This window comes from Verrucosispora sp. FIM060022, assembly GCF_003977705.1.
Classification (GTDB): domain Bacteria; phylum Actinomycetota; class Actinomycetes; order Mycobacteriales; family Micromonosporaceae; genus Micromonospora; species Micromonospora gifhornensis.
This window is the reverse complement of the sequence record NZ_RQIV01000001.1, coordinates 191,172-215,125: the sequence shown is the minus strand read 5'-3', so window position 1 is coordinate 215,125 and position 23,954 is coordinate 191,172. Positions and strand designations below refer to the sequence as shown.

Here is a 23,954-nt window from a genome sequence, read left to right as displayed (position 1 = left end):
GGGAGGTGGACGATGGTCGACGCGATCGCCGTCCGGGGCCTGGTCGTGGACCGGGGCGGACGGCGAGTTCTGGACGGCATCGACGCCGTCGTTCCCGGCGGCTCGGTCACCGGGCTGCTCGGGCCGAGCGGAAGCGGCAAGACCACGCTGATGCGGGCGATCGTCGGAGTGCAGGTGATCACGGCCGGCGCGGTGACGGTGCTGGGTCAGCCGGCCGGCTCGGCGGGTCTGCGGCACCGGGTCGGCTACCTGACCCAGGCGCCGAGCGTCTACGCCGACCTCACGGTCCGGGAGAACGCCCGCTACTTCGCCACCCTCCACGGCCGGGGCGCGGACGAGGCGGACCGGGCTGTGGCCGACGTGGGTCTGGCCGCCGCGGCACGACAGTTGGTGGGCAACCTCTCCGGTGGGCAGCGCAGCCGGGCATCACTGGCCTGCGTACTTGTCGGTGACCCGGAGTTGATCGTGCTCGACGAACCGACTGTCGGTCAGGATCCGGTGCTGCGCGCCGACCTCTGGGCCCGCTTCCACGAACTGGCCGCGGCCGGGACGACGCTGCTGGTGTCGAGTCACGTGATGGACGAGGCGGCCCGCTGCGACCGGCTGCTGCTGATCCGCGCCGGACGGCTGGTCGCCGACGACACGCCGGACGCCGTCCGGTCCGCCGCCGGGGTGGACGACCTCGACGAGGCGTTCCTGCGGCTGATCAGGGCGGCCGAGACGACGCAGGCCGGGGAGGCGTGATGAACAGCCGGATTCTCGTCGCCACCGTCGGGCGCATCCTGCGTCAACTGCGCCACGACCGGCGTACGGTGGCCCTGCTCGTGGTGGTGCCCACCGTGCTGCTCACGCTTGTCTACTACATGTACGCCGACCAGCCCAGCGTGCCGGGAACGTCGTCCGCCTTCGACCGGATCGCGCTGGTCATGCTCGGCTTCTTCCCGTTCATCATCATGTTCCTGGTGACAAGCATCGCCATGCTCCGCGAGCGGACCAGCGGCACGCTGGAACGACTGCTGACCACGCCGCTGGCCAAGGCCGACCTGCTCTTCGGGTACGGCATCGCCTTCGGGCTGGCCGGCGCGGTACAGGCCACCATCGCCTCGGCCGTGGCGTACTGGGTCTTCGGCCTGCACACCGCCGGCAGCAGCGGGTTGGTGATCATGATCGCCGCGTTGAACGCGGTGCTCGCCGTCGCGCTCGGCCTGCTGTGCAGCGCCTTCGCCCGCACCGAATTCCAGGCCGTACAGTTCATGCCGGTCGTGGTCGCGCCGCAGCTGCTGCTCTGCGGGCTGTTCGTACCGAGGGAGCAGATGGCCGGCTGGTTGCAGGCGGTAAGCGACGCGCTGCCCCTGACGTACGCCGTCGAGGCTCTGCAGGAGGTGGGCGCGCACGCCGAGCCGACCGCCACGATGTGGCGCGACGTGGCCGTGGTCGCCGCCGTGGCGGTGCTGGCGCTGCTGCTCGCCGCGGCCACCCTGCGACGACGCAGCAGCTGACACCCGCGTCCGGGCCGCCGGCTGACACGTCGGCGGCCCGGACGCGGCGTGGCACCGAGCGGAAGGAGGACGATGGCACGGCGGACCGGTCGACGCCCCGGCAACCCGGCGACCCGCGAGGCGATCCTCGACGCGGCCCGGGCCACCTTCGGGCAGCGGGGGTACGACGGCAGCACGATCCGGGCCATCGCCGCCGCCGCCGGAGTGGACCCGGCCCTGGTGCACCACTACTTCGGCAGCAAGGACCAGCTCTTCCTGGCCGCCATGCAGGCGCCGTTCGACCCCCGGGAGGTGCTGCCCGCGGTGCTCGCCGGCGACCGCGCGGGCCTCGGCGAACGGATCGTGCGGACCTTCCTCTCGGTGTGGGACTCCCCCGCCGGCACCGCCGGGATCGCCATGCTGCGCTCCGCGGTCAGCAACGAATGGACCGCCCGGCTGCTGCGCGAGTTCGTCACCATCCACGTGCTGCGCCCGATCCTCGACCACGTCGACGTCGACCCGGCGGAGGTGCCGCTACGCGGGTCACTGCTGGCCAGCCAACTGGTCGGGCTGGCGGTGATGCGGCACGTGATCCGGCTGGAGCCGATCGCCACCGCCGATCCCGAGGTCCTGGTCGCCGCGATCGCCCCCACCATCGGGCGCTACCTCACCGCCCCACTCTGATCAGCGGGTCTGTTCCAGCCAGGAGGCGTAGAGCAGGCCGTAGACCGAATCCGGGTCGGCGACCAACTCGTCGTGCGGACCGCGCTGCACGATCCGGCCCCGGTCCACCATGATCACCTCGTCGGCGCTCTGCGCCGTGGAGAGCCGGTGCGCGATGGCCAGGGTGGTCCGGCCCCGGGTCACCGCGTCCAGGGTCCGTTGCAGCCGGACCTCCGTGGCCGGGTCGACGGCGCTTGTCGCCTCGTCCAGCACCAGCAGGTCCGGATCGGCGACGTACGCCCGGGCCAACGCGACCAACTGCCGCTCCCCCACGCTCAACGCCTCACCACGCTCGCCGACCCCGGTGGCCAACCCGGCCGGCAGACCGTCCAGCCAGTCACTCAGCCCCAACTCGGTGAAGGCGGCGGTGAGCTGCTCGTCGGTCAACTCGGGGCGACCGAAGCGGACGTTGTCGGCGACGGTGGCGTCGAACAGGAAGCCGTCCTGCGGCACCATCACCACCCGGGAACGCAGCGAGTCGAACCGGACGTCGGTCAGTGGCACCCCGGAGAGCAGCACGTCGCCCTGGGTCGGGTCCATCAGTCGGGTGAGCAGCTTGGCGAAGGTGGTCTTGCCGCTGCCGGTCTCGCCGACCACCGCCACCCGGCTCTTCGCCGGGATCTCCAGGCTGACGTCGTGCAGCACCGTCGGGCCGTTCGGGTAGGCGAAACTCACCCCGGCGAACCGGATGTCCAGCGGGCCGGGCGGCAACTCCCGCCCCTGCTCGCCCGGGTCGGCCACGTCCGGGGACACGTCCAGCACATCCAGCACCCGACGCCAGCCGGCGATCGCGTTCTGCGCCTCGTTGAGCACCTCCGTGGCGATCTGCACGGGCTGGATGAACAACGTCACGAGGAACAGGAACGCGGTGACCTCACCGATGCTCAGCGTCTGGTCGGCGCCGAGAAGCACACCGACGACCACCACCCCGGCCAGCGCCACCCCGGCGGCCAGCTCGCCGACCGAACTGCCCAGAATGCTGATCCGGATCGCCTTCTGCTGGGCCTGCCGTTGACTGTCGATCGCCTGGTCCAGTCGCCGGGCGGTGCGCCCGGCGATGCCGTACGCCCGGATCACCGGCGCACCCACCACGCTCTCACCGACCGCGCCGAGCAACGCGCCGGTCCGCTGCCGGACCACCCCGTACGCGGCGGCCAGTCGGCGCTGCAGCAGCCGGATCACCAGGACCGCCGGTACGAAGGCGGCGAAGACCACCAGGGTCAACTGCCAGGAGTACGCCAGCATCACCACTGTGGTGACCGCCAACTGCCCCAGGTTGACCAGCAGGATCACGCCACCCCACTGGAGGAACTGGGTGATCTGGTCGACGTCGCTGGTCACCCGGGACACCAGCGAACCCCGCCGCTCGGACTGCTGGTGCAACATCGACAGGTCGTGCACGTGCCGGAAGGCCCGCACCCGTACGCCGGCCAGCGCGGTCTCGCTGACGGTGAACAGTCGTCGCATCATCAGGTAGCCGCAGGCGGTGGTCACCACCAGCACGGCAGCGGTCACCGCCACCACGACGAACAGGGCGTTCAGGTCGAGCCCACCGACGATGCCCCGGTCGATGCCCTGCTGCACGGCCACCGGTACGGCCACCCGGCCGAGCATGTAGACCAACGCCAGACCGAGCGTGCCGGCCAGGCCCACCCGCAACTCCGGGGACAGGGCCAGGCCCCGGCGCAGCGTCGCCCAGGTCGACTCGACCCGTTCCGACGCCGCGTTCACCGGTCCACCTTCGTTCCCGACCGCGGGACTGCGCTGCGCCGCGTTCCTCGCGCTCACCGGACCCACCCTTCGTTCCCTACCTTCCTCGCGGTCACCGGTCCACCTCCAGGCCGGAGGGCAGGGGGGCCACCTCGTCGTAGTCCTGCGCTGTGCTCTCGGGGTCGACCTCGGCCTGTTCGTAGGCGGTGACCAGGTCGGCGTAGCCCGGCACGGTGGCCAGCAACGTCGAGTGGGTGCCGCGGGCGAGCACCCGGCCCTGCTCCAGGTAGATGACCTCGTCGGCGAGCGCGATGGTGGCCCGGCGGTACGCCACCACCAGGATCGACGCGCCGGGACCACCGGTCGCCGACGAGCGCAGCCCGGCCAGGATGGCGGCCTCCACCCGAGGGTCGACCGCGCTTGTCGCGTCGTCGAGCACCAGCAGCCGGGGTCGCCCGGCCAACGCCCGGGCCAGGGTGAGGCGCTGCCGTTGGCCGCCGGAGAGCGAGGTGCCCCGCTCGCCGACCATGGTGTCCAGTCCGTCGGGCAGGGCGGCGACGAAGCCGTCGGCCTCGGCCAACCGCAACGCGCTCCAGACCACCTCGTCGTCGATGCCCGGCCGGTCCAGCGAGACGTTCGCCCGGATCGTGTCGTCGAAGATGAACGGCACCTGCGCGACCAGGGCGGCGTTGGCGGCGAGCGAATCCGCGGTCAACTGCCGCACGTCGACCCCGTCGATGCGGACCGCGCCGGCCAGCGGGTCCACCAGCCGCACGGCCAGCGAAGCGATTGTCGATTTGCCGGAGCCGGTCGGCCCGACCAGGGCGACGGTCCTGCCGGGCTCGACGGTGAAGGAGACCTCGCCGAGCACCTGCGCGCCGGGCAGGTGCGCTTCGGCGGGCTCGTAGGCGAAGCCGACGTCGGTGAAGGTGAGCGAGGCCGGCGCGGCGGTGGGGGCGAGCCGCTGCTCGCCGTACGGCATCTCGCCGGTGGCGTCGAGCACCCGGCTGACCCGGTCCCAGCCGGCGACGCTGCGCGGCAGTTCGGCCAGCACCCAGCCGATCGCCCGCACCGGAAACGCCAGCACGGTGAAGAGGAAGGCCACGCTGACCAGCTCCGCCACGTCGATGGCCCCCTGGCGCAGGCGGTACGCACCGACCACCAGCACCGCCAGGGTGCCGAGGCTGGGCAGGGTCTCCAGCATCGGATCGAAGATGCCGCGCAGCCGGCCCACGGAGATCAACGCGTCGCGCAGCTGTCCGGTCCGGTCGGCGAACCGGGCGGTCTCCTGACTCTCCCGGCCCATCGTCTTGACCACCAGCGCGCCGTCGAAGCTCTCGTGGGCGATCCCGCTGACCTCGGCCCGCAGCCGCTGGGCGCGGGCCTGCCGCGGTGCCATCCGCCGGGAGTAGGCGACGTTGAGCGCGAACAGTGCCGGGAACACCGCCAGCCCGACCAGGGCCAGCGCCCAGTCGGTGAAGAAGAGCGACGACACCGCGCCGACCAGCATCACCAGCGTGCCGACCGCGAAGGGCAGCGGGGCGATCGGTTGCCAGGCCGCCTCCACGTCGGAGTTCGCGTTGGACAGCAGGGTGCCGGTGGCGTTGCGGTGGTGCCAGGACAACGGCAGGTCGAGGTAGCGGCGGGTGACCCGACGCCGGTAATCGGCCTGGAGGCGGTACTGCATGTATCCCGCGCCGAGTCGCCGACCGAAGATGCCGACCACCCGCAGCACGCTGAGCCCGAACAGCGCGGTGGCCGCGATGGCCAGGGCGCTCACCCCGACCGAGCCGCGCTCGATCGCCGGGACCACCACGTCGCCGACCACCCGACCGACCACGAATGCGCTGGCCACCACCATCGCGCCGAACAGCACGCTGCCGCTGACCGCGACCGCGAAGATCCTCGGCTGTTCGCGGATGGCCCGTCCCAGGACGCCCAGCCCGCGACCGAGCACGTCCCGACTTGTCCCGCTCGCCACTGTCTCCCCCGCCGTAAGCCGCCAGTATCCTCTCTCATCCTTACCGTTGCCCGCTCGTCCCGCCGACCCCGGGTGATATGTCCGACGTCACCTCCGGCCGGAGCAACCGGCGCACCGGCGAACCCGGCAGGACCGGTCAGTTGCACCTACCATCGCAGTCATGCCGCGGTACGCCCGATCCGAACGCCAAGCGCTCACCGATCTGATGTCAGGGTTGGGACCGGACGCCCCCACCATCAACGAGGGTTGGACGGTTCGCGACCTCGCCGCACACCTCGTGGTACGCGAGCGTCGACCGGACGCCGCCGCCGGCCTCGTGCTCGCCCCGCTGCGCGATCGCGGCGAGCGGATCCGCCGGCAGGTCGCGGCGGGCGACTGGGCGCAACTGCTCGACCAGGTACGCCACCCTCCGGTGTGGAGCCCGATGAGCAACCCGTTGACCGACGAGTTGGCCAACATGATGGAGTTCTTCATCCATCACGAGGACGTACGCCGGGCCCAGCCGCAGTGGCAGCCGCGCCAGTTGCCGGCCGAACTGGACCAGGCACTGTGGCGGCGCAGCTCCACCCTGGCGCGGATGGCGCTACGCCGGTTCCCGGCCCAGTTGACAGTCGCCGCGCCGGGGCACGGCGAGGTGGCCACCGGCCGGGGCGGTGAACCGCTGCGGCTGGTGGGCGCGCCGGGCGAGCTGATCCTGTTCCTGTCCGGTCGGCAGCGGGTGGCGCAAGTGGAGATCGACGGCGCCCCTGGCCTGGCGGATCGGCTACGCGACGCCAAGCTGGGCTTTTAGCCAAATGTGCAGAAGCAGCCAGTGAACAGAATCGAAACGTTATACAGCCAACACCCTGCGTTGATCGAGGCTCCCGTACTCTGGCCGCGCCGCTCCGCTCCGGGGGCGGCGGAACAAGGAACTCCATGCGAACCTTAGCGCTCTCGGTACTGCACGAGCCCCCCTTCACCACGACCCAGCACAGCGACACCGAAGTGGTGGCTCGGGAAAGCGCAACCTGGGCACAAGAGCTAGGGCTGATCAGTAACGGACAGCGACTGCATCGGGCCGACGCCGCCGGGCTCGCCAGCCGGGCCTGCCCACAGGCACCCCGTGACCGCCTGCGCCTGCTCTCCGACCTGATCACCTGGCTGTTCGTGATGGACGACGCCTGCGACGAGGACGGTCTGGGCAATGATCCGACGCGTCTCTCGCCCACCGCGGCGGCCCTGCTGGACGTGCTGGACCTGCACGGTGGGCCGGGCACCGTACCGGCCGCCGGCCCGCTGGGGCTGGCGTTGGCCGACCTGTGCCGGCGGGTGCGCGCCTACGGACGGCCGGCCGTAATGCTGCGGTTCACCGCCGCCATGCGGGAATACCTGCTCGCGCTGCTGTGGGAGGCGGCCAACCGGGAGCACGACCGGGTGCCTCCGGTGCACGAGTACGTGCAGATGCGCCGGCACACCGGCGGCGTGTTCCCCAGCCTCGCCCTGACCGACCTGGCCCTGGACGGTCTGCCGCCGGCCGAACGCCGGGCCGACCCGCAGTGGGCCGCCCTGGAGTTGATCGCCGCCAACCTGATCTGCTGGTGCAACGACGTCTTCTCGTACCGCAAGGAGCACCGGACCGGCCCGGACGCGCACAACCTGGTCACCGTGCTGAGCCGGGAGACCGGGGACGAGCGGGCGGCGATGCGGGCCGCCGCGGCTCGCTTCAACCACGAACTCGGCACCTATCTGAGCACCGAGAGCAACCTGCTGGCGCAGCACGGCGACGCGGTACGACCGGCGTTGACGACGCGACGGAACTGGATCCGGGCCACCTACGACTGGTCCCTGGCAGCGGAGCGGTACGCCTGAGACAGGCATTCGGCACGGGAAACGGGCCTGGTGGATGATCCGGAGGTCTAGCCGATGCCCCGCACAGGCAATACCCTTCGGTAACCAACACCGGCCGTGACGATGGTCACGCCTCCACCCCCCTGAAGGCGGCTACAGCGATGGCTCTCGATGTACCGTACCGCTCCATTCCTGACATGTTCCTCAAGCGCGTGGCAGCCACCCCGGATCGTCACGCTTTCGGTCGCCCCGGTCCGGACAACGCCCCGGTCTGGCTGACCTGGTCCCAGGTCGCCGAGCGGGCCAAGGCGGTCGCCGCCGGTCTGCACGGTCTGGGTGTCGGCCAGGAGGATCCGGTGGCGATCCTGGCGAACACGCGACTCGACTGGATCATCGCCGATTTCGGCATCATGTGTGCCGGTGGCGCGACGACCACGGTCTACCCGACCACCGAACCCGACGACGCCACCTACATCATCTCCGACTCCGGTTCGAAGGTGCTGTTCGCCGAGGATCCGGGACAGGCGGCGAAGATCGCCGGTGCGCAGCTGCCCGCGCTGACCCACGTGGTCCTCATCGATGGTGAGCCGGACCCGTCGGCGGCCATCCCCCAGCTGACCCTCGCTCAGCTCGAACAGCAGGGCGCCGAGCGGCTCGCCGACGATCCGGAACTGGTCGAACGCCTGGTCGCCAAGATCGGTCCCGACCACCTGGCCACCCTGATCTACACCTCCGGCACCACCGGCCGACCCAAGGGCGTCGAGTTGCTGCACGGCGGCTGGTGCTGGGAGGGTGTCGCGCAGGAGGCGGTCGGGCTGCTGCGCGACGACGACCTGCAGTACCTCTGGCTGCCGCTGTCGCACTCGTTCGGCAAGACGTTGCTCTGCGGCGCCACCCACGTGGGCCTGCCGACGTACGTCGACGGTCGGGTCGACAAGCTTGTCGAGTTGCTCTCGGTGGTCCGGCCGACGCTGATGTGCGGTGCGCCCCGGGTCTTCGAGAAGGTCTACAACAAGTCGGTGACCACCGCGCAGGACGCCGGTGGCGCGAAGGCGAAGATCTTCGCCTGGGCGGTCGGGGTCGGCAAGGAGAAGGTCGCCCTGGAGCAGGCCGGCAAGCCGCTGCCCGGCGGGCTGAAGTTCAAGTACGCGCTGGCCGAGAAGCTGGTCTTCAGCAAGCTCCAGGCCCGCCTCGGTGGCCGGATCCGGGTCCTGGTGTCGGGGGCCGCCCCGCTCAGCCCGGAGATCGCCACCTTCTTCGCCGCCGCGAACCTGCCGATCTCCGAGGGCTACGGGCTCACCGAGTCCAGCGCCGGCAACTTCGTCAATCCGCCGGACGGGCTGCGCATCGGCACGGTGGGCAAGGCGATGGGCGACCTGGAGTGCCGCATCGACTCTGACGGCGAGATCCTGATCAAGGGTCGACCGGTGATGCGTGGCTACCACAACCTGCCCGAGGAGACCGCCGCCGCCTTCACCGAGGACGGATTCTTCCGCACCGGCGACATCGGCGACCTCGACGCCGACGGCTACCTGCGCATCACCGACCGGAAGAAGGACCTGGTCAAGACCTCCGGCGGCAAGTACGTCGCCCCGTCGTACATCGAAGGCATGTTCAAGGCGACCTGCCCGTACACCTCGCAGGCCGTCGTCATCGGCCAGGCCCGCAACTACTGCACCATGCTTGTCACGCTCGACCCGGACGCCATCGCCGGCTGGGCGGCGGGCACGCCGCTGGAGGGTCGGCCGTACGCCGAGATCGTCGCCTCGCCGGAGGCGAAGGCGATGGTCGAGGAGTACGTCGCGCAACTGAACAGCAAGCTCAACCGCTGGGAGACCATCAAGCGGGTCACCATTCTGCCGCGTGACCTGACCATCGAGGACGGCGAGATCACCCCGTCGTTGAAGATCAAGCGTCGCGGGGTGGAGAGCAACTTCTCCACCGAGATCGACAAGATGTACACCGGCACCGTCGTCGAGCTCTGACGGCACGCCCGCGCGCACCTGGCCGAGCCGGCCCCGCCCGCGGGGCCGGCTCGGCGCGCAGCCAGGTCGGGCCGCTCACAGGTGCCGTCGACGCCACTCGGACTGCTCGGCCTCGGCGGCGACCTGCTCGGCCCACGCCGTCTCGCGCACCTCGCGGCGCAGCGGTGCGTCCACCCACGTCTGCACCACCGTCGCCACCAGCATGATCCCGGTGAGCAGCGCCAGCGCCGTCACCGCCGGCAGCCGCGCGGCGACCGGCGCCAGCAGCGCCAACCCGGCCACCGCGGCCAGGCTCGGCCACCGCACCAGGCGCAACACCCGCCAGCCGAGCGCCACCAACCCGACCAGGTAGGTCGCCGCCCCGCCAAAGAGCACCGCCAGATCGAAGACGGGCAACTCGCCGCCCGGGGTGCCCCGCCCGCCGATCAGGCCCTTGAGTCCCAGGGCGAACAGGATCGGGCCGGCGACCAGCAGCAGATGCAGATAGGTGTACGCATCCCGGGCCAGCACGGCCCGGGCCAGCCGGTCCCGGGTGCGGTGCAGCACCTGCTCCATGGCCAACGCCATGGTGTCGAAGTACGCCCACCACCACGAGCTGACCACCGCCACGGCGAGCAACGCCGCGACGACCACCCGCCAGGTCAACGGCGACTCGGTGTCGACTCCGCCGCCCAACCCGAGGGCGATGATCGTCTCGCCGAGCGCCACCAGCACGATCAGCGCGTGCCGTTCCGCCCAGTGACCGGCCGACAGCACCGTCCAGCCGCTGCCCCGCAACAACAACCCGGCGCCGTACTCCACGGCCAGCGCGACGATCCACAGCGTCAGCCGCAGACTGATCTCGCCCGTCTCGGTGGTCAACGACTGCGGCAGCAGCGCGGCGGCCAGCACCAGCACCCCGACGAGCAGTCCACGCCCGGCCACGAGCAGGAAACGGCGGCGCAACTCCGGATCGCCGTGAGCCAGCCACCCGAGGATGGCCACCTGGCTGGCCCGCACCGCGAAGTAGCAGACGGCGAAGACCAGCGGGCCGGAAAGGTCGCCGGGCCGGTCCCGGAACGCCTGCGACATGGCGAGGGTGAACACGAAGGCCGCGGCCGTCGTGGCGAACGTGAGGAACGGCAGGACGCCCTGGTCGGTACGGACCACGTTGCCGACCACCGCGAAGCCGGTCCACGCCCACCAGAGCAGCGCCAGCACGATCAGGCACTGCACCAGTCCGCGGGCGGTGGGCGTCTCCGCGGTGAGCGTGGTGACCCGGATGAAGGCGAAGACGAAGACCAGGTCGTAGAAGAGTTCCAGGCGGGTGACGCGGGAACCGGGCGCGTTCGGCCACACCCCTCGCGACCAGTGCACCCGCCCGACATCGCCCACCTCGGCAGTCTGCCCGCCAGCACCGCTGCGGCGGGGTCGAATCGACAGGTGCCGGTTCAGGCGATGACGCTCGGCTCCCGCCAGCGGGGCGCCCCGCCCCGGTCCAGGTCGTAGCGGACCGCGGCGATCCGTCCGACCGCCTCGACCAGGTCGGCCGACGGCAGGGTGAACGGCAGCCGCAGGAAACGCTCCAGGGTGCCGTCCAGGCCGAAGCGGGGACCGGGCGCCAGCCGTACGCCGACCTCCTCGGCCGCCCGCGCCAGGGCGCTGGAGATCGGCCCGTCCAGCTCGGCCCAGAGCGTGACGCCACCGCGCGGCACGCTCACCCGCCACTCCGGCAGCCGCGCGGCCAGCGCGCCGAGCAACGCGTCGCGTTGTTCGGTCAGCTGCGCCCGCCGGGCGGCCACGATGGCCGGCGCGGCGGCCATCAGGTGCACGGCGACCAGTTGGTCCAGCACCGGGCTCGCCATGTCGACGCCCACCCGGGCGGCGGCCAGCCGCTGCACCTGCGGGGCGGAGGCACGGATCCAGCCGATCCGCAGTCCGCCCCAGAACGGTTTGCTCATGCCGCCGATGCTGACGACCCGGGAGTGCCTGTCGAAGCTGGCGGTCGGCGGCGGCAGCACGGCGTCGTCCAGCGACAGGTCCACGAACGACTCGTCGATCACCAGGTCGGTGCCGACCGCGTGGGCGGTGGCCACCAGTCGTTCCCGCAGCTCGGCCGGCATCAGGTGGCCGGTCGGGTTCTGGAAGTCGGGGATCAGGTACGCGACGCGCGGGCGCACCTGGCGCAGCGAGCCGAGCATCAGGTCGGCGTCCCAGCCGTCGAGCTCGGCGGACAGGCCGTGGGTGGTGATCCGGGCCCGTCGGGCGGCGAGCGCGGCCAGCGCGTTGGGGTAGCTCGGCGACTCGACAAGCACGCTGCCACCGGGGGCCAGTGCCAGCCGCAGCACCAGGTCCAGCGCGTGCTGGGTGCCGTTGGTGACCATGATCTGGTCCGGTGAGGTGGGCAGCCCACGGTCGACGTACGCCTGTGCCACCGCCTCCCGCAGCTCGATGATCCCGATCGGGTGGTAGCCGGCCCCGCCGAGGTAGCGCGGCAGGTCCTCGGCCGCCGCACGGGCGGCCGGCAGCAGCTCCGGCGGTGCGGCCAACGCCGCCACGCCGAGGTCGAGCATCTCCCGGTCGTCCAGCGGGATCCACAGCCCGTTGCTGGCCACCCGGTGCGTCCCGGGCAGCATCGTCCAACTGCCCGCGCCGCGCCGGCTGGCCAGGTGCCCGCTGTCGCGCAACTCGCGGTAGGCGGCGGTGACGGTGGTACGGCTGATCTGCAACGCCTCGGCCAGGTCCCGCTCGGCCGGCAGGCGTACGCCCAGCGGTAGCCGCCCGTCGGCGAGCAGGCCCCGTACGGCACCGGCCAGCGCGGCGTAGTCCGGACTGCGTCGACGACCCGGGAGCGCATGCCATTGCCCGAGCAGGCGGGCCAATTGGGCTCCCCGCACCTGACTTGTCACAGCCACTCCCCGAATATTGGCTCTTCAAAGGCGCGAATTGGCCCCTAGGGTGGCATGCGTGATGCTCATTGGCAACCTGCGCCACCGTCCGGTCCGGCGCCTGGTGCAACTCTTCGGCGGGCTGCTCCTCTACGGCGCCAGCATGGCTTTGATGGTCCGCTCCGAACTCGGCCTGAACCCGTGGGACGTGTTCCACCAGGGCGTGTCCCGACTCACCGGCCTCAGCATGGGCACGGTGGTCATCGCCGTCGGCCTGCTGGTCCTGCTGGCCTGGATCCCGCTGCGGCAACGGCCCGGCATCGGCACCCTCGCCAATGCCGTCGTGGTCGGCCTGGCGGTCGACCTGACCCTGGCCCTGCTGCCACCGGTGGAACCGCTCGCCGCCCAGATCGCCCTGCTCACTGCCGGGATCGTGGGCAACGGTATGGCCACCGCCCTCTACCTCGGCGCCCGCCTCGGGCCCGGCCCCCGCGACGGGCTGATGACCGGCTTCACCGCCCGCCGACCCGGAAGGTCGCTGCGCCTGGTCCGTACCGTCATGGAGGTCGTGGTGCTGGCCGTGGGCGCGCTGCTGGGCGGCAAACTCGGCGTCGGCACGATCGCCTACGCGCTGGCCATCGGGCCGCTGGCGCAGTTCTTCCTGCCCCGGTTCGACGTGCCGGAGCCGCACCCCGGGACGACGACACCGCGGATCGAGACGGCCCCGACCGCCTGACAATCACTCAACGCAACCATCGTCGCCGCGCGTCCGCGAACGAGAGCCAGGTCAACGTCGACCATTCGAGCCCGCACATTACGTGGCGTAACGCATGGGTGGGTGGTGTTTTCATGGCACCGATCGGACGGCAGAATCTTCACATGGGGGAGAACGCCTGGCGTCGGACCGATGCATGGATCTTCGTCTCGTTGGTGATCGCCAGCGGCGCGGGGCGGCACCGGCGGTCTCCGACCACCCGCCGCCCCGAGGGCGTACGCCTGGCCGACGTGCTCTCCACGGCCGACCATCTCGACCAGAGCATCCCCGAACGGCACGACATCGAAGAGGCGATCCGGCGGCTGCTCGGCGCCGGCCTGGTCGACGTCGCCGACGGCTGGTTCCGGATCACCCCGGCCGGGGAGCGGCTCTGGCGCTCCCGACCCACCGCCGGGCTGGCCACCACTGTCGACACCGTGCAGAGCGTGCTCGACCGCCGGCACGCGCCGGGCACCGCCGAATGGCACCTGGATGAGGCCGAGCACGCCGCCGCCGTGCAGGAATATCTGGTGCGGACCATCCCGATGCCCCGGCAGTCCCCCGAAGGGCACTCCGGGCGCAGCTGACCGCGCAGGGCGTCAGCGAACGGGGTGACCTGCCGTCCGCAGCGCGTCCTTGACCTCGCCGACGGTCAGCTCACCGAAGTGGAAGACGCTGGCGGCCAGCACCGCGTCGGCCCCGGCGCCGATCGCCGGCGGGAAGTGCGCCACCTCGCCCGCGCCGCCGCTGGCCACCACGGGCACGTCCACCACCCGGCGTACCGCGCCGATCAGTTCGAGGTCGAAGCCGGCCTTGGTGCCGTCGGCGTCCATGGAGTTGAGCAGGATCTCACCGGCGCCCAACTCCGCGACCCGCTGCGCCCACTGCACGGCGTCCAGCCCGGTGCCGCGCCGGCCGCCGTGCGTGGTGACCTCGAAGCCGCTCGGGGTGGTGCCGGCCGGGGCCCGGCGCACGTCCAGCGAGAGCACCAGCACCTGCCGACCGAACCGGTCGGCGATCTCGGCGATCAACTCGGGCCGGGCGATCGCCGCGGTGTTCACCCCGACCTTGTCCGCACCGGCACGCAGCAGGGTGTCCACGTCCGCGACCGCCCGCACACCACCGCCGACGGTCAACGGAATGAAGACCGACTCGGCGGTACGCCGCACCACGTCCAGCATGGTGCCCCGGTCACTGGACGAGGCGGTCACGTCGAGGAAGGTCAACTCGTCCGCGCCGGCCCGGTCGTAGGCCGCCGCCAACTCGACCGGGTCACCGGCGTCACGCAGGTCGAGGAAGTTGACGCCCTTGACCACCCGACCCGCGTCCACGTCGAGACAGGGGATCACCCGTACCGCCACCGTCATGACCAGATCCTCACTGCTCGGCGAGGGCCTGGAGGGCCTCCGCGACGGTGAAGGCGCCGGCGTAGAGCGCCTTCCCGGCGATCACGCCCTCGACGCCGATCGGTTCCAGGGTGGCCAGCGCACGCAGGTCGTCAAGCGTCGAGACACCGCCGGAGGCGATCACCGGCGCGTCGGTGCGGGCGCACACCTCCCGCAGCAGGTCCAGGTTCGGCCCGCGCATGGTGCCGTCCTTGGTGATGTCGGTCACCACGTACCGGGCGGCACCGGCCTTGTCGAGCCGCTCCAGCACCTCGTACAGGTCGCCGCCGTCGCGGGTCCAGCCCCGGGCCGCGAGGGTACGGCCCCGCACGTCCAGGCCGATCGCGACCCGGTCGCCGTACTCGCCGCAGATCCGGTCACACCACTGCGGATCCTCCAGGGCGGCGGTGCCGATGTTCACCCGGGTCGCGCCGGTGGCCAAGGCGGCATGCAGGGAGGCGTCGTCGCGGATGCCACCGGACAACTCCACCTGCACGTCGAGACGGCGCACCACCTCGGCGAGCAGTGCGGCGTTGGAACCCCGGCCGAACGCCGCATCCAGGTCGACCAGGTGAATCCACTCGGCCCCGTCCCGCTGCCACGCCAGGGCGGCCTCCAGCGGGTCGCCGTAGGTGGTCTCGCTGCCGGCAGCGCCCTGTACGAGCCGGACGGCCTGGCCGTCGGCGACGTCCACGGCGGGCAACAGAGTGAGGCTCACGTGTCTTTGTCCTTCCAGATCAGGAACGGCGGTCCAGGGCGACCACCACGATCACCGGCAGTACGAGCAGCAACAGCACGATCAACACGACGCGCAGCGCCAGGTCGGGCACGAGCACCCAGATCAGCGCGATCGCCGCCAGGGTCAGCGCCACGATGGTGGCCCGTTCGCGGCGCGAGTACCTCAACAGACGTCCCGTCCGACCCCGTCGTACGGTCGGCACCATCCGCCGGATCAGCGCCCGGCGTCGGGCCCGGCGGGCCAGCGCCCGTTCCCGGGCCACCCGTCGGCGCGCCGCCTCCGCCTCCCGGGCCGCACGGCGGCGGGCTCGCTCCTTGCTCACCGCGGCCTCCACGACACCCGGCCGTCGGACCCGACCGGCCGGCCGTTCGGTTCAGCCATCGGTGGGTACGGTGGCCAGCCAGTTGCGCAGCAACGTGGCACCGGTGTCGGCGGACTTCTCCGGGTGGAACTGGGCGGCCGACAGGGGCCCCCGCTCCACCGCGGCGACGAAATCGGCGTCGTGGTGGGCGGTGGTGACCCGGGCGCCGGCCGCGAGAAGTGCGGTGGGGTCGCAGACGGCGTACGAGTGCACGAAGTAGAACCGGCTGTCGGCCGGCAAACCGGCGAACAGCACCGAGCCGACCGGCGGCGCGACGGTGTTCCAGCCCATGTGCGGCAGCCGGGCGGCGGGCAACCGCGTCACGTTGCCCGGCAGCAGACCCAGCCCCTTGGTGATCACGCCGTGTTCGTCGCCGGACTCGAAGAGGATCTGCATGCCCACGCAGATGCCCAGCACCGGACGGCCGGCGGCGACCCGCCCGGCGATCACCGGGCCGGCGCCGAGCGCCTCGATGCCGGCCATGCAGGCGGCGAAGGCACCGACGCCGGGCACCACCAGACCGTCGGCGTCGGCCGCGGCGACCAGGTCGTCGGTGACCGTGACGTCGGCACCGGCGGCGGCCAGGGCCCGCTCGGCGGAACGCAGGTTGCCCGAGCCGTAGTCGAGCACCACCACCCGGGGCCGGGGGGTGTCGCGGTCCGTCACGATCCCTCCCCGGGCAGCAGCCACAGCACCCCGGCCACGGTGGCCAGCACCGCCAGCAGGGCGGTGACCACGACGGCCCCGCGCGGGGCACCCTGCCGGTGCAGGGACCAGGTCCCACCCACCAGCACACCGGCGAAGATCAACAGCAGGGTCGGCAGGATCGAGCTCATCGCCGCCACCCCCGCCCGTACCGCCCGGCGGCCATCACAGCGCACCCTTCGTGCTGGGGATGACCCCGGCCGAGCGCGGATCGATCGCGGTGGCCTCCCGCAGGGCCCTGGACACCGCCTTGAACTGCGCCTCCACCACGTGGTGGGCGTCCGGGTGACCGCCCGGACGGGCCGCCCGCAGCACGTCCACGTGCAGGGTGATCCGGGCAGCCTGGCCGAAGGACTCCCAGATGTGCCGGGTCATGCTGGTCGGGTAGACCGGCCCGATGTACGGGGTCAGCAGCGGCTCGTCGTGCACCACGTACGGCCGACCGGACAGGTCGACGGCGGCCCGGACCAGCACCTCGTCCATCGGGACGGTGGCCGAGCCGTACCGGCGGATGCCGGCCTTGTCCCCCAGCGCCTGGTCGAACGCGGCGCCGAGCGCCAGCGCGGTGTCCTCCATCGTGTGGTGCGCGTCGATCTCCAGGTCACCCACGGTCTGGACGGTCAGGTCGAAGCCGCCGTGCCGGGCGATCTGGTGCAGCATGTGGTCGTAGAAGCCGACCCCGGTGCTGATCTCCGCCGCTCCGGCGCCGTCCAGGTCGATCTCGACCAGGACCTTGGTCTCCTTGGTGATCCGCTCCACCCGGGCGGTCCGGCTCATCATGTGCCTTTCGGTCGCGGCTGCGGGGCTGGCAGGCCCGCGCGCTGGATCTGATCGATGGCTGCCAGGAAGGCGTCGGTCTCGGCGGGCGTGCCCGCGGTCACCCGCAGCCAGCCGGGCAGCCCGACGTCGCGGACCAGCACACCATGATCCAGCATCGCCTGCCAGGCCAGGGTCTGGTCACCGCCGACGGCGTACAGCACGAAGTTGGCGTCGCTGTCGGCCACCCGCAGACCACGACGACGCAGCTCGGTGACGATCCGGTCGCGCTGCTGCATGATCGCGGCGACCGTGCCGAGCAGGGCGTCGCGGTGCGCCAGCGCGGCCCGGGCGGCAGCCTGGGTGAGCGCGGAGAGGTGGTACGGCAGGCGGACCAGCTGCACCGCGTCCACCACCGCAGGATCGGCCGCCAGGTAGCCCAGCCGGCCACCGGCGAACCCGAACGCCTTGCTCATCGTGCGGGTGACCACCAGCCGCGGGTGACCGGGCAGCACCGCCAGCGCGCTGACCGTCCCCGGGCGGGCGAACTCGGCGTACGCCTCGTCGACCACCACCATTCCCGGTGCGACGTCCAGCACGGCGGAGATCACCGCCGGGTCGAGCGCGGTACCGGTGGGGTTGTTCGGCGAGCAGAGGAAGACCACGTCCGGGCGGTGTTCGCGGACCTGGGCCACCGCCTCGCCGACGGTCAGACCGAAGTCGACGCCCCGGTGGGCCGGCACCCAGCGGGTGCCGGTGCCCAGCGCCAGCAACGGATGCATCGAGTACGCCGGAACGAAGCCCAGCGCGACCCGCCCCGGGCCACCGAACGCCTGGAGCAGCTGCTGCTGGATCTCGTTGGAGCCGTTGGCCGCCCACACCCCCTCGGCGGTGAGCCCGTGACCGAGGTAGGCGGCCAGGTCGGCGCGCAACGCCAGCGCGTCGCGATCCGGATAGCGGTTGAGGTCCCGCAACTCGGCCGCGACCGCCTTGCCGATCGCCTCGACCACCTCGTCGGGCACCGGGTAGGAGTTCTCGTTGGTGTTCAGCCGCACCGGCACGTCCAACTGCGGAGCGCCGTACGGCGACCGGCCGCGCAGGTCGTCCCGGATCGGCAGGTCCTCCAGCCGGGTCATGACATCTCCGGGAAGCGGAGGCTGACCGCTTGGCCGTGCGCCGGCAGATCCTCGACGGTGGCCAGGGTGACCACGTGCGGTGCGACCTCCCGCAGCGCCGCCTCGGTGTACTCCACCAGGTGGATGCCGCGTAGGAAGGACTGCACCGACAACCCGGACGAGTGTCGGGCACAACCGCCGGTGGGCAGCACGTGGTTGGAGCCGGCGCAGTAGTCACCAAGCGACACCGGCGAGTACGCGCCCACGAAGATCGCCCCGGCGTTGCGTACCCGCATCGCCCACTCCCGGGCGTCGACCGTCTGGATCTCCAGGTGCTCCGCCGCGTACGCGTCGACCACCCGCAGCCCGGCCGCCAGGTCGTCGACCAGCACGATGCCGCTCTGCGGTCCGCGCAGCGCGGTGTCGACCCGCTCGGCGTGCTTGGTGGCCGACACCTGCCGGACCAGTTCCCGGTCCACCGCGTCGGCCAGCGCCACCGACGGCGTGACCAGCACGCTGGCCGCCAGTGGGTCGTGCTCGGCCTGGCTGATCAGGTCGGCGGCGACGTGCACCGGGTCGGCGCTGTCGTCGGCCAGGATCGCGATCTCGGTGGGGCCCGCCTCGGCGTCGATGCCCACCACGCCGCGCAGCAGCCGCTTGGCCGCGGTGACCCAGATGTTGCCCGGTCCGGTGATCATGTCGACGGGTGCGCAGTGCGCGCTGCCGGCGGCGTCGACCGCACAGCCGTACGCCAGCATGGCCACCGCCTGGGCGCCGCCGACGGCGTAGACCTCGTCGACGCCGAGCAGGGCGCAGGCGGCCAGCACCCGCGCATCGGGCAGCCCGTCGTTGTCCTTCTGCGGCGGGCTCGCCACCACCAGCGACCGGACCCCGGCTTCCTGGGCGGGCACCACGTTCATCACCACGGTCGACGGATACATCGCCAGGCCACCGGGGACGTAGAGACCGACCCGGTCGACCGGGACCCAGCGTTCGGTGACCGTGCCGCCCGGCACCACCGTGGTGGTGTGATCGACGCGACGCTGATCGGCGTGCACCTTGCGGACCCGGGCGATCGCCTCCAGCAACGCGGCCCGCACCTGTGGGTCGAGCGTGCTCTCCGCCGCCGCGATGGCCTCGACGGGCACCCGCAGCACCTCCGGCGCCACCCCGTCGAACCGCTCGCTGGCCTCGCGGACCGCCGAGTAACCATGCTCACGGACCGCCGTCACGAGCGGACGGATCTGCTCGACGGCCACCGAGACGTCGAGCTGGGCACGAGGCAGCAGGTCACGCGGGTCGGACACACCGCCGCGCAGGTCGATACGGTTCAACACCCCTGCGAGTCTAGGCGGCCCTGTGCGGAAGCGACCCGCGCCGCCCGTACGCCGGGACGGTGAGCCGGGACACTCGTCACGCGGCCGGTGCGGCTACCCTCGATTCCGTGACCGCACGGCTGCCGGTGTTCCCGCTCGCCACGGTGCTCTTTCCCGGGCTGGTGCTGCCACTGCACATCTTCGAGGAGCGCTACCGCGCCCTGGTCCGGCACCTGATGCAGCTGCCCGAGGGGGCGCCACGCGAGTTCGGGGTGGTGGCCATCCGCAGCGGCTGGGAGGTGGCGCCCGCCCCCGGCCGGGTCGTCGCGGGCAACGGGGAGGTGACGCTGCACGAGGTGGGCTGCACCGCCGAGCTGCGGCAGGTCACCGAGTTGGCCGACGGTGGCTTCGACATCGTCACCGTGGGGCGACGCCGGTTCCGGGTAGAACAGCTCGACCGGCAGGCCGCGCCGTACCTGACCGCCGAGGTGAGCTGGCTGCCCGAGCCGACCGGTCCGGACGAGTCGGCCAACCTGTTGGCGGCGCGGGTGATCGCCGTCTTCCGGCAGTACCTCGGCCTGATGCGTCCCGAGGCCGGTCAGCTGACCGAACAGCTGCCGGAGGATCCGACCGTGCTCTCCCACCTGGTGGCCGCGACCGCGGCGCTGAGCGTGGCGGACCGGCAGCGGCTGCTCGCGATCGACGACACGGCGGCCCGGCTGCGCGCCGAGCTGACCCTGCTCAACCGCGAGGCGGCTCTGCTGCGCCAGGTGCGGGCGGTTCCGGTGCCGCTGGCGGAGCTGGCCACGCCCCCGCCTGGCCCGAACTGACCCCGCCCGGCGCGGCCGACTCCGGACCGAACCCGTTCGGCCCGACCGCCCCCGGGAACGGGCCGGCCGGTCCGACGCCGGGTCCGGCGGGCGGGTAGCCACCGCCCGCGCCCGGCACGGCCGGCCAGGGTGCCGGTCCGGGTACGCCCGGCGGGTAGCCGGCCGCCGGGTACAGCAGGGCCACGTCGGGCTCCGGCTCGGGGCGCAGCGAGGGCCACCGCGACCAACCAGCCAGCAGGGTGTACGTCACCGCGGCGCCGAACGCGGGCAGGAGCAGGTTGCCGTGCGGCACCGGCAGCACGCCGAGGAACAGCTCGATCCCACCGGCCCGCAGGTCGGCAGGCTTGGTGAAGGCGGTGCCCGCCGGCGCGGTGTCCAGCAGACGCTCGTATGTGCTCAGCCCGACCCGGCGACCGACCTGCCAGGCGACCACCGCGGCGGCCAACGCGCCGACCACCACCGCGAACAGCCCGACCGGGCCCCGGCGACGGCGCAGCACGAACCACACGGCGAGCCCGGCGAGCACCCCGAAGGCCAGGCCGAGCAGGCTGAACCAGCCGTCAGCGGCGACCGGCTGCTCCGGCTGAGGCTGGCCGTAGACCGCGCCGTCAGCGGTCTTGATCACCGGGGTGGCCGGGGAGATCGCCGCCCACAGCAGCCCCAACGGCACACCGAGCAGGGTCAGGCAGAGCACGACCGCCCCGCCGACCGCCAGATTCCGGCGGGGTGGGTCGACGCGGGCCTGCGGGTCGGTCGGCCAGGCAGCTGCGGGCGGTTCGACGGCGGGGATCTCCGGGCTCACCCGATGATCCTCGCAGTTTCCGACGCGAGGTGTACACGGTGTGGTCGCCTCAACGGGCGAACGGCTCCAGCATCACCGCTGCGGCCCGCATCCACGCCTGTCGGGTCTCGGCCTGGAGCTGGTGATACTCGATCGAGGAGCCGGTCTCCAGGGCCGGGTCGTAGGGCACCACGGCCACCGCACGGGTCCGGGTGGCGAAGTGCTTCTCCAGGTCGTTCTGCAACGGCAGCCGCCCCGGCGTGGGGCAGGAGATCAGGGTGACCGCGTTGTCGGCCAGCTCACCCATGCCCTCGGAGTGCAGCAGATCGAGCATCCAGTCCGCGCTGAACGCGGCGTCCTCCCGTGGCACCGTGGTGACCACCAGCTGGTCGGCGGCGTGCATCACCGTACGCCAGTTCGGGCTCTCCACGTTGTTGCCGGTGTCCACGCAGATCACGTCGTGGGTGCGCCGGAGCAGCTCCAGCACCCGCTTGACGGTGAACTGGTCCAGTCGCTGGGCGAACCGCGGGCTCTCCTCACCGGCGAGCACGTCGTACGACCCGTCGGAGGCGTGCCGCAGGTAGTCGTCGAGGGCCTCCAGCAGGTCGTTGCCCTCCCGGATCTCGATCTGCACGAGGTCGGAGACCAGATGCCGGATGGTCCGGGCGTGGCGGGCGCTGCCGGCGCGCAGCCCGAGGGTGCCGCGCAACTCGTTGTCGTCCCAGGCCAGCACGCCGCGTCCGCGTACGCTGCCGATGGTTGCCGCGCCCAGCACGGTGGCGGTGGTCTTGTGCACGCCGCCCTTGGGATTGGCGAAGGCGATCACCCGCGGCGTGCCCAGGTCCTTGCGCAGCACGGCGGCGGCGCGATCCCACTCGTTCTCGACGCTCTGCGCCCGCCACTCGATCCGCCCGGGGCGCCCGGCCACCGTGGCCGACGCGACCGCCGCCGGGGGCGCTGGAGGCCCTTGCGGCGCAGCAGGCCCTGGATGCGCGGGTGGACCGGGCAGCAGCGGCGGCGGGGGTGCCGGGGCGGGCGGCTGGTAGCCGTTGTCCAGCAGGGCGTAGCGGGAGTCGATCGGCGGGGCGGCATGCCGGTAACCGTTGTCCAGCAGGGTGTACCGCGACTCCACCGGCTCCGGTCGACGTGGCTCCGGCACCTGGGGATAGGCCGGCTGCTCCGGCTGGTATCCGGGTTGACCGCGGTACGTCTGTGGTGCCGGGCGGGCGGCGTCGAGCCGGTAGCTCGCCTCGGCGCGATAGCCCGGTTCGGCACCGTACGCCCGATCCATCGGCGGACCTGCGGCCGTGGCGCGCCCCGAGTAGCCGGAGCCCGACGTGCGGCGCGGTAGCGGCTCGGTCGGCGGTGGCGGCTCGTCGGCCTGCCGCTCGGTCGATGCCTGCTCAGCGCCGCGACCGCCGAGGCGGGCTCGGTCGAGCAGGGCCCGCCACCGCGGTGCCGGCTCAGCGGGCCGTCCCCAACCGGTCTCGCTGCCGTCCACGGCTCGCCTCCCCAGCGCCTCGGTCTCCGTCTGACAGGCTACGAACGAAACCGTTTGGAAGCCACACCGGGACACCCACCGATGTGTCTGCGACCGTCACGATGTCAGCTCCGCACCACCCTCCAGCTGAGCGTCCACGTCGCCGTCCTGCAGCGAATCTGTCGAGGTGGGAGCCGCCGACGGGGCGGCGGATGTCGGGGCCGGTCGGGAAGGAACCGGCGCTGGTGACGAATCCGTCACTTCCGGCGTCTGCGGCACACGACTCTCGGGCGCCTCCGGCGACGGCGCCGGGGACTTCGCACTGGGCGACGGGCTGGGCAGCAGATCCCGGTCGATCGGCGGGCGGGCCACGTCGCGCTGTTCCGGCAGGGGCGGCGTGAACACGGTTCGTTCCAGTCGCCGGACCTCCGGCGCCGGATCGACCACCCGCACCCCGGGACGGGCCGCCACACCACGCAGCACCGCTGGTTCGGCCCGGACCACCACGGCGTAGACGCAGGCGCAGCCTGTCCGGTAGGCGGCGGCCTCCCGCTCCGCCAGGCGCGCCCCACTGACGTACAGCTGGCGCAGCTCGCGCTCCTGCGGGTCGCCGCCGACCAGCGCGGCGGCCCGGGACCGGTAGTCGGCGGCCTCGCGCGCCTTGCGGGCGGCCAGGTCCGCCATGCCGGCCGTGACGTCGTCGGGCAGCCGCTGGGCCGGAATACGCACGATCTCGGTCTGCCGGTCCGGCAGCGGCACCCGCCCGAACACGAAGGACACTCCGACGTCTCCGACCACGGCCGCGAGCGACTGCGGGGTGACGTACTCCGAGAGCGAGACCAGGGCGTAGGTGCCCTCGGCCAGCGACGCGCTGCGCGCCAGGCCGGCCAGGTCCGCCGCGGCGGTGCGCTCGTAGCTGGGGATCGAGTCACCGTCGGCGATCCCCACCCGGGTCACCTCGCCGACCGTACGGTCGGGCAACGGTGGGCCGCCGGTGGCGAAGACCGCGGTGAACAGCACGGCGGCGCAGGACAGCACCGCCACCCAGCTGAGCAGCGAGGCCCGGGCCGTCTTCTGGTCGAGCCGGGTCAACACGGTGGCGAGGCGGGGCAGCAGTCGCTGGTCCAGCTGCCGCAGCAGATCGCCGGCGCGCACGGGCGG

Annotated in this window: 24 protein-coding genes; 9 read left to right on the top strand and 15 right to left on the bottom strand. The window is 72.3% G+C overall.

What is annotated here, in order from left to right; all coding sequences use genetic code 11:
- Window positions 1-12 precede the first annotated feature (12 nt).
- The 3 genes from EG812_RS00955 (at window position 13) to EG812_RS00945 (ending at window position 2,162) form a co-directional block, all read left to right on the top strand.
- Window positions 13-744, top strand: a complete 732-nt coding sequence (locus tag EG812_RS00955) for an ABC transporter ATP-binding protein (RefSeq protein WP_013735049.1) — start codon at window positions 13-15, stop codon at window positions 742-744.
- Window positions 744-1,499 (top strand): ABC transporter permease, encoded by a 756-nt coding sequence (locus tag EG812_RS00950; RefSeq protein ID WP_126710476.1) that lies wholly within the window; start codon window positions 744-746, stop codon window positions 1,497-1,499. Before EG812_RS00955 ends, EG812_RS00950 begins: the two co-directional genes overlap by 1 nt.
- A 72-nt stretch (window positions 1,500-1,571) precedes the next feature.
- A complete protein-coding gene (locus EG812_RS00945; RefSeq protein ID WP_013735051.1) occupies window positions 1,572-2,162 on the top strand; it encodes a TetR/AcrR family transcriptional regulator in 591 nt (196 codons plus the stop codon).
- Here EG812_RS00945 and EG812_RS00940 read toward each other — a convergent pair whose 3' ends face one another.
- The gene (locus EG812_RS00940) at window positions 2,163-3,932 is read right to left on the bottom strand and encodes an ABC transporter ATP-binding protein (RefSeq protein ID WP_126710475.1); all 1,770 of its coding nucleotides are present in this window, start codon (window positions 3,930-3,932) and stop codon (window positions 2,163-2,165) included. It abuts the gene before it with no gap.
- A 91-nt stretch (window positions 3,933-4,023) separates the two neighbouring features.
- Window positions 4,024-5,892, bottom strand: coding sequence for an ABC transporter ATP-binding protein (locus tag EG812_RS00935; protein WP_050814640.1), 1,869 nt, complete (start codon window positions 5,890-5,892; stop codon window positions 4,024-4,026).
- 160 nt (window positions 5,893-6,052) lie between these two features.
- On the opposite strand from EG812_RS00935, the gene EG812_RS00930 reads away from it, so the two are divergent.
- From EG812_RS00930 to EG812_RS00920, 3 genes are all read left to right on the top strand, one after another.
- Window positions 6,053-6,682 carry a TIGR03085 family metal-binding protein gene (locus tag EG812_RS00930; protein ID WP_126710474.1) on the top strand — a complete coding sequence of 210 codons (630 nt, stop codon included), beginning with the start codon at window positions 6,053-6,055 and terminating at the stop codon, window positions 6,680-6,682.
- A gap of 125 nt (window positions 6,683-6,807) precedes the next feature.
- On the top strand, window positions 6,808-7,740 hold the full coding sequence (locus EG812_RS00925) for a terpene synthase family protein (RefSeq protein WP_126710473.1): 933 nt from the start codon (window positions 6,808-6,810) through the stop codon (window positions 7,738-7,740).
- 140 nt (window positions 7,741-7,880) lie between these two features.
- A complete protein-coding gene (locus EG812_RS00920; protein ID WP_013735056.1) occupies window positions 7,881-9,704 on the top strand; it encodes an AMP-dependent synthetase/ligase in 1,824 nt (607 codons plus the stop codon).
- Window positions 9,705-9,779: 75 nt separating this feature from the next.
- Here the strand turns inward: EG812_RS00920 and EG812_RS00915 are convergent, their stop codons facing one another.
- Window positions 9,780-11,078, bottom strand: coding sequence for a low temperature requirement protein A (locus EG812_RS00915; protein ID WP_233579328.1), 1,299 nt, complete (start codon window positions 11,076-11,078; stop codon window positions 9,780-9,782).
- Window positions 11,079-11,134: 56 nt separating this feature from the next.
- Window positions 11,135-12,592, bottom strand: coding sequence for a MocR-like transcription factor YczR (gene yczR, locus EG812_RS00910; RefSeq protein WP_043721521.1), 1,458 nt, complete (start codon window positions 12,590-12,592; stop codon window positions 11,135-11,137).
- Window positions 12,593-12,650: 58 nt separating this feature from the next.
- Between yczR and yczE the strand changes: the two genes are divergently transcribed.
- Both yczE and EG812_RS00900 read left to right on the top strand, forming a co-directional pair.
- Entirely contained in the window at window positions 12,651-13,307 is a 657-nt protein-coding gene (gene yczE, locus EG812_RS00905) for a membrane protein YczE (RefSeq protein ID WP_126710472.1), read from the top strand.
- Window positions 13,308-13,450: 143 nt separating this feature from the next.
- A complete protein-coding gene (locus tag EG812_RS00900) occupies window positions 13,451-13,912 on the top strand; it encodes a hypothetical protein (RefSeq protein WP_013735059.1) in 462 nt (153 codons plus the stop codon).
- 12 nt (window positions 13,913-13,924) lie between these two features.
- Here the strand turns inward: EG812_RS00900 and hisF are convergent, their stop codons facing one another.
- The 8 genes from hisF to hisD are packed head-to-tail and all read right to left on the bottom strand — an operon-like array spanning window position 13,925 to window position 19,723.
- Window positions 13,925-14,692, bottom strand: coding sequence for an imidazole glycerol phosphate synthase subunit HisF (gene hisF, locus EG812_RS00895; RefSeq protein ID WP_013735060.1), 768 nt, complete (start codon window positions 14,690-14,692; stop codon window positions 13,925-13,927).
- Window positions 14,693-14,702: 10 nt separating this feature from the next.
- Window positions 14,703-15,428: a bifunctional 1-(5-phosphoribosyl)-5-((5-phosphoribosylamino)methylideneamino)imidazole-4-carboxamide isomerase/phosphoribosylanthranilate isomerase PriA gene (priA, locus tag EG812_RS00890; protein WP_126710471.1), complete on the bottom strand. Its 726-nt coding sequence runs from the start codon at window positions 15,426-15,428 to the stop codon at window positions 14,703-14,705.
- Window positions 15,429-15,447: 19 nt separating this feature from the next.
- Complete coding sequence (locus EG812_RS00885; protein ID WP_102659150.1) at window positions 15,448-15,771, bottom strand: hypothetical protein; 324 nt, start codon at window positions 15,769-15,771, stop codon at window positions 15,448-15,450.
- Window positions 15,772-15,822: 51 nt separating this feature from the next.
- Window positions 15,823-16,476, bottom strand: a complete 654-nt coding sequence (gene hisH / locus EG812_RS00880; RefSeq protein WP_013735063.1) for an imidazole glycerol phosphate synthase subunit HisH — start codon at window positions 16,474-16,476, stop codon at window positions 15,823-15,825.
- On the bottom strand, window positions 16,473-16,646 hold the full coding sequence (locus EG812_RS29205) for a CG2302 family histidine operon protein (RefSeq protein ID WP_013735064.1): 174 nt from the start codon (window positions 16,644-16,646) through the stop codon (window positions 16,473-16,475). The genes hisH and EG812_RS29205 overlap by 4 nt, the downstream gene beginning before the upstream one ends.
- Window positions 16,647-16,680: 34 nt before the next feature.
- Window positions 16,681-17,292 (bottom strand): imidazoleglycerol-phosphate dehydratase HisB, encoded by a 612-nt coding sequence (gene hisB, locus EG812_RS00875; RefSeq protein WP_013735065.1) that lies wholly within the window; start codon window positions 17,290-17,292, stop codon window positions 16,681-16,683.
- Window positions 17,292-18,407 carry a histidinol-phosphate transaminase gene (locus EG812_RS00870; protein ID WP_126710470.1) on the bottom strand — a complete coding sequence of 372 codons (1,116 nt, stop codon included), beginning with the start codon at window positions 18,405-18,407 and terminating at the stop codon, window positions 17,292-17,294. Before EG812_RS00870 ends, hisB begins: the two co-directional genes overlap by 1 nt.
- Window positions 18,404-19,723 (bottom strand): histidinol dehydrogenase, encoded by a 1,320-nt coding sequence (gene hisD / locus EG812_RS00865; protein ID WP_126710469.1) that lies wholly within the window; start codon window positions 19,721-19,723, stop codon window positions 18,404-18,406. Before hisD ends, EG812_RS00870 begins: the two co-directional genes overlap by 4 nt.
- 107 nt (window positions 19,724-19,830) lie before the next feature.
- Between hisD and EG812_RS00860 the strand changes: the two genes are divergently transcribed.
- A complete protein-coding gene (locus tag EG812_RS00860; protein WP_013735068.1) occupies window positions 19,831-20,532 on the top strand; it encodes an LON peptidase substrate-binding domain-containing protein in 702 nt (233 codons plus the stop codon).
- Here EG812_RS00860 and EG812_RS30015 read toward each other — a convergent pair.
- The 3 genes from EG812_RS30015 to EG812_RS00845 all read right to left on the bottom strand — a co-directional run bounded on the left by EG812_RS30015 (window position 20,444) and on the right by EG812_RS00845 (window position 23,948).
- Window positions 20,444-21,334, bottom strand: a complete 891-nt coding sequence (locus EG812_RS30015) for a DUF2567 domain-containing protein (RefSeq protein ID WP_013735069.1) — start codon at window positions 21,332-21,334, stop codon at window positions 20,444-20,446. The genes EG812_RS00860 and EG812_RS30015 overlap by 89 nt on opposite strands.
- A 49-nt stretch (window positions 21,335-21,383) precedes the next feature.
- A complete protein-coding gene (locus tag EG812_RS00850; protein ID WP_013735070.1) occupies window positions 21,384-22,814 on the bottom strand; it encodes a MinD/ParA family ATP-binding protein in 1,431 nt (476 codons plus the stop codon).
- A gap of 96 nt (window positions 22,815-22,910) precedes the next feature.
- On the bottom strand, window positions 22,911-23,948 hold the full coding sequence (locus EG812_RS00845; protein ID WP_126710468.1) for a hypothetical protein: 1,038 nt from the start codon (window positions 23,946-23,948) through the stop codon (window positions 22,911-22,913).
- Window positions 23,949-23,954 lie beyond the last annotated feature (6 nt).

Bases quoted from the DNA above. Each gene is read 5' to 3' on its own strand.
- EG812_RS00950 (WP_126710476.1), top strand. From the start codon at position 744: ATGAACAGCCGGATTCTCGTCGCCACCGTCGGGCGCATCCTGCGTCAA.
- EG812_RS00925 (WP_126710473.1), top strand. From the start codon at position 6,808: ATGCGAACCTTAGCGCTCTCGGTACTGCACGAGCCCCCCTTCACCACG.
- EG812_RS29205 (WP_013735064.1), bottom strand. From the start codon at position 16,646: ATGAGCTCGATCCTGCCGACCCTGCTGTTGATCTTCGCCGGTGTGCTG.
- hisB (WP_013735065.1), bottom strand. From the start codon at position 17,292: ATGAGCCGGACCGCCCGGGTGGAGCGGATCACCAAGGAGACCAAGGTC.
- EG812_RS00900 (WP_013735059.1), top strand. From the start codon at position 13,451: ATGGGGGAGAACGCCTGGCGTCGGACCGATGCATGGATCTTCGTCTCG.
- EG812_RS00955 (WP_013735049.1), top strand. From the start codon at position 13: ATGGTCGACGCGATCGCCGTCCGGGGCCTGGTCGTGGACCGGGGCGGA.
- hisF (WP_013735060.1), bottom strand. From the start codon at position 14,692: ATGACGGTGGCGGTACGGGTGATCCCCTGTCTCGACGTGGACGCGGGT.
- EG812_RS00920 (WP_013735056.1), top strand. From the start codon at position 7,881: ATGGCTCTCGATGTACCGTACCGCTCCATTCCTGACATGTTCCTCAAG.
- EG812_RS00870 (WP_126710470.1), bottom strand. From the start codon at position 18,407: ATGACCCGGCTGGAGGACCTGCCGATCCGGGACGACCTGCGCGGCCGG.
- EG812_RS00930 (WP_126710474.1), top strand. From the start codon at position 6,053: ATGCCGCGGTACGCCCGATCCGAACGCCAAGCGCTCACCGATCTGATG.
- EG812_RS00945 (WP_013735051.1), top strand. From the start codon at position 1,572: ATGGCACGGCGGACCGGTCGACGCCCCGGCAACCCGGCGACCCGCGAG.